The organism is Chamaesiphon sp. (genome assembly GCF_041737865.1).
Taxonomy (GTDB): domain Bacteria; phylum Cyanobacteriota; class Cyanobacteriia; order Cyanobacteriales; family Chamaesiphonaceae; genus Chamaesiphon.
Map to the genome: position 1 here is coordinate 1 of NZ_JBGSQZ010000204.1, position 4,267 is coordinate 4,267.

The following is a 4,267-nucleotide window of genomic DNA, read 5'->3' on the forward strand; positions in this document are numbered from 1 at the left end:
CCTGGGGATGTGATGCTGATTGGGGTAGCGGGATATTTTGGGAATAGATTGGTAGATATGGCGGGACGTTATGGTGCAGATGTCCGCACGATCGCTAAACCCTGGGGTCAAAATTTCTCCCTCGATGAACTCCGCACGGCAATGGCTACCCACCGTCCGAAAATTTTGGGGCTAGTTCATGCCGAAACATCTACAGGCTGTCGCCAACCGATCGAAGGCGTGGGCGAATTATGTCGTGAGTATGACTGTTTGCTGCTACTCGACACTGTAACTAGCCTGGGTGGGGTGCCAATCCATCTCGATGATTGGGGGGTAGATCTGGCTTATAGTTGCTCTCAGAAGGGCTTGGGCTGCGCTCCAGGGGCATCACCATTTACGATGAGTCCACGCGCGATGGAGAAGTTATTAGCCAGACAGACAAAGGTGCCTAATTGGTATCTGGATATGCTGCTGTTGGGAAAATATTGGGGTGCAGAGCGCGTCTATCACCATACCGCACCGATTAATCTCTACTACGGTTTGCGCGAAGCACTGCGCTTAGTTGCGGAGGAAGGTATCGACAAGAGTTGGGCGCGACATCAAGCAAATGTCGAGTATCTCTGGTCTAGTTTAGAATCGATCGGGCTGAATATGCACGTCGAAAAACAGTATCGATTACCAACTCTCACTACTGTCTGCATCCCTGCTGGTGTCGATGGTAAAGCTGTCGCCAAGCAACTACTCACCGAGCACAATATCGAAATCGGTGGTGGTTTGGGCGAACTTGCTGGGAAAGTTTGGCGAGTGGGTTTGATGGGGTATAACAGTCGTCAAGATAGTGTCGATCGATTAATTTCAGCGTTGAAACAAGTTATTAACTAGTTGAAGATGGCGATCGCTCTGCTCTATTCAACGATCTGCTGACTCGATCTAATCGTTTTATGTGTGGTTCTATCGTCACAATTTTAGTTCCAGATAATATCCCAAGTTGGGGTGATATTCAGAAAATATCGACAGAACATCAGGCTTTATGCCGATATTTTTGTGAATATCACCCCAACTTTCAGGGAATAGACAGAAAGTTTCCGTAGAATAAATAGCTAGCAGTATTGAGTATCGAAATTTGATTTAAGAGAAGAGAAATGGAACCCACCGTATTTATATCCTATTCACACGACAGTGAATCACACAAAGATTGGGTCTTACAAATTGCCACAAGATTGCGATCGAATGGCGTCGATGTATTACTGGATCGATGGAATTTAAAATTGGGACAAGATTTAGCTGCTTTTATGGAAAGAGGCCTTTCGGCATCCAATCGGGTAGTTAGCATTTGCTCCGAAACATATGTCAACAAAGCTAATGATGGCCAAGGTGGAGTTGGTTATGAAAAACAAATTATAACTGCTGAACTGCTAGCAAATCTAAACACAAACTGGGTTGTTCCAGTTATAAGAAATAATCCTAAACAAAAAAAAGTACCAACATTTTTAGGCGGAAGGCTTTATGTTAGCTTTGAGGATGGCAACTTATATGAAAGCAAATATGAAGAACTTTTACGAGAGCTGTTGGATGAGCCAGTGCTACCAATTCCCCCAATTGAAAAGAATCCATTCAAAACTGCAAAAAGCTTTGCTGAACAGAAGTTTATTCCAGACTCTGAGAAGTGTGTTTCTCCAGCAATAAAAGGCACAGTAACTTTTGATTACTCTAACAATAATGGCCGTTTTTTTATCGGTCAAGATGAGCTTGGGTTTGAATTAGCCTTTTCTAAATCAAGTGATAGGTGTATTCAACTGTATAGTGACCCCGTCAGTATAAGAACTGTTGCAATTGTTAAAGATAAGAATGATATAGCCACCATAGATGACGCGAGATTCTATGATGGTTCATCCAGAGTTAGGCGACCGAATATCAACCAAATCGCTTTGTTACAGAATGCTAATGGGTTTTTTGCAGCTATTAAAATTTTGGCCGTAAAAGACGATACTCGTGGTGCCGAATTTGATGAGGTAACTTTTGATTATGTCATTCAGACTAATGGCAGTTCTGATTTTACTTCTTTTAAGCAAAACAGCTAACAATCCCGTTGCACACCGACCGCAGAATCTCTTCGTTGAGTCCGAAAGGCTACTCGCGGCGGGTGAACTGGGTCGTTAGAATACAACTGGTTATATTCTCGATCGATACTTCGATCCGATCGCCAATATTCAGGACTTATAGCAGTAGCCAAGCTTGTTAGGACATATCAGATCCCCGACTTCTTTGAGAAGTCGGGGATCTAGCGTCACAAAATGTCCTAACCGTCTTGGCGACTGCTATGATTTGCCAGCAAAGTATCGATCTTCAGTAGATCCGCTCGTTGTATTGCCGCAACTCCGCTACAGTTGACCTGTATTATGAATTTGGCACTAGCCGAATAATCCGATCGCCACCTGTGCGACCATCACCATAGCCATCATTATCAGAAGTCGCAATATATAAAAATCCATCTGGCCCCTGCTTCACATCTCGCAGCCGTCCATATTGCTGCTGCAATAACTTTTCCTGTCCGACAACTTTAATCCCATCGAGCGCGACGCGAATCAAAGATCTACCGCGCAAATTGGTAAAAAAGAAATTACCCTGCCATTGGGGAAAAACATTCCCAGTATAAAATGTTGCGCCCGCAGGTGCGATCGCATCTTGATAGAGTAATAGCGGCGGTAATTGTCCTGGAGCTTTGCGCTGGTAACTGATATTCGGCCAGCCGTAATTTTTTCCCGCCTCTACGACATTGACCTCATCGCCGCCTTGACGACCATCATAGCCAGAGGGGCCATGCTCGGTTTGAAAGATCGCGCCAGTTTTGGGCTGAATGGCGATACCTTGAGCATTGCGGTGTCCGAATGAAAAGATTTCGGGACGGGCATCACTGCGTCCGACGTAGGGATTATCTTTGGGCACAGTACCATCGTCATTAAGCCGTAGCGTTTTACCATTGAGATTATTGAGGTCTTGGGCGCGTTTTGGTTCGCCCCGCTCTCCCAAGGTGATGTAGAGCTTGCCATCTTGCCCAAATGCCAACCGCGACCCAAAATGATTCCCCGCTGCTGTCCCTGGAACGCCTGGGAAAATATCGAGTTTTTCGGTCAATCCTGTGTCTGTGAGCCGAAATCTAGAGACACGAGTTTGGAGCAGACCGCCATTTCCTTCGATCGTGTACGCTAGATACAGCCAGCGATTTTGACTAAACTTGGGGTGTAGTGCCAGATCCATCAAGCCGCCTTCACCACTAGCGGCAATAGTCGGCAATCCAGCAATAGGCGTAGGATCGAGTTTACCCCCACGAATAATCCGCAATCGACCGGGGCGTTCGGTGACTAGGATAGATCGATCTGGTAAAAACTCCATCCCCCACGGTACTTCCAAGCCCTCAGTCACAGTTTCGACTTTAAAGGACTTGGGATTAGTAGCCGCAAATGCCTGAGACTGTGCCGATTTTACCCTAGGGGTAGGGGTAGCATCGGTTGGAGATGAAGTAGTATCTAAAGCTGAATCAGCCCGCTCGTTGGACGAACAGGCACCAATCGCGATCGCGAAAACACACAATAAACTAGATAAAGGCAACCGCAGTTTCAGAAGAACTAGTCTGAGCATAAATAAAGCCTAAGCAAATGCAATGCACTAGCTTTATTTTGACGGATCTAATTGTGGTTATCATCTCCCGATTAACCGATCGATAAGCATCCGCCCGATCGAGTCCGAACTAACTGGGGAAAGTTGGGAAACTCAACCTTCGATCTCGATCCTAATTTTTGTAGCAATTTGTCTTACATAAGTAATTTATGTATAATTATAGTAGTTTTGTATTTTTTCCTGCAAGTTACACTGGAGAAGTAAATTTTGAAGGCAGTCGAACAGGATCGAATAGGTGAGGTCGTGAATGTCGCCGATCTGACCTCTGAATTTGTAAAGTATGGATGTGTCCGGCTCCCAAAGCTACTTGACGATGAGACTGTTCGAGTCATAGCGCAGGAATCGCAAAGATTATTAGCAGGAGAATCTCAGCAGCTTGAGAAAGCAGTCAAGTTCTTCGATCGGCAAGAATGGGAAAGCTTGTTGTGGACAGCACGCGAAAATGTCACGATTCTTTATGATATTTTAGAACCCACATTCCGCACTTCAATTTTCACGACAAATACTTAGTCTTATTTGTTACTCATTTAAAAATGAATACGCAAGCAAAAAGACTAAAACAAGTCCAAGCTAATACTACATTTGAATTATCGAGACAGTGATAAGATCG

Annotated in this window: 4 protein-coding genes; 3 read left to right on the forward strand and 1 reads right to left on the reverse strand. The window is 44.8% G+C overall.

Features of this window, described 5'->3' with window-relative positions:
- Together ACEW9J_RS15365 and ACEW9J_RS15370 are read left to right on the forward strand one after the other, a co-directional pair.
- Positions 1-861 (forward strand): aminotransferase class V-fold PLP-dependent enzyme (locus tag ACEW9J_RS15365; protein WP_373545990.1); only part of this gene is annotated, 861 nt, incomplete at its 5' end.
- A 260-nt stretch (positions 862-1,121) separates the two neighbouring features.
- Positions 1,122-2,060 carry a toll/interleukin-1 receptor domain-containing protein gene (locus ACEW9J_RS15370; RefSeq protein WP_373545991.1) on the forward strand — a complete coding sequence of 313 codons (939 nt, stop codon included), beginning with the start codon at positions 1,122-1,124 and terminating at the stop codon, positions 2,058-2,060.
- A gap of 316 nt (positions 2,061-2,376) precedes the next feature.
- Here ACEW9J_RS15370 and ACEW9J_RS15375 read toward each other — a convergent pair whose 3' ends face one another.
- Positions 2,377-3,618 (reverse strand): PQQ-dependent sugar dehydrogenase, encoded by a 1,242-nt coding sequence (locus tag ACEW9J_RS15375; RefSeq protein ID WP_373545992.1) that lies wholly within the window; start codon positions 3,616-3,618, stop codon positions 2,377-2,379.
- A gap of 246 nt (positions 3,619-3,864) precedes the next feature.
- Here ACEW9J_RS15375 and ACEW9J_RS15380 point away from each other — a divergent pair, with 246 nt between their 5' ends.
- Positions 3,865-4,167, forward strand: a complete 303-nt coding sequence (locus tag ACEW9J_RS15380; RefSeq protein WP_373545993.1) for a hypothetical protein — start codon at positions 3,865-3,867, stop codon at positions 4,165-4,167.
- Positions 4,168-4,267 lie beyond the last annotated feature (100 nt).

What these genes read in the sequence shown, in the direction of transcription:
- ACEW9J_RS15375 (WP_373545992.1), bottom strand. Translation starts at nt 3,618, where the DNA reads ATGCTCAGACTAGTTCTTCTGAAACTGCGGTTGCCTTTATCTAGTTTA.
- ACEW9J_RS15370 (WP_373545991.1), top strand. Translation starts at nt 1,122, where the DNA reads ATGGAACCCACCGTATTTATATCCTATTCACACGACAGTGAATCACAC.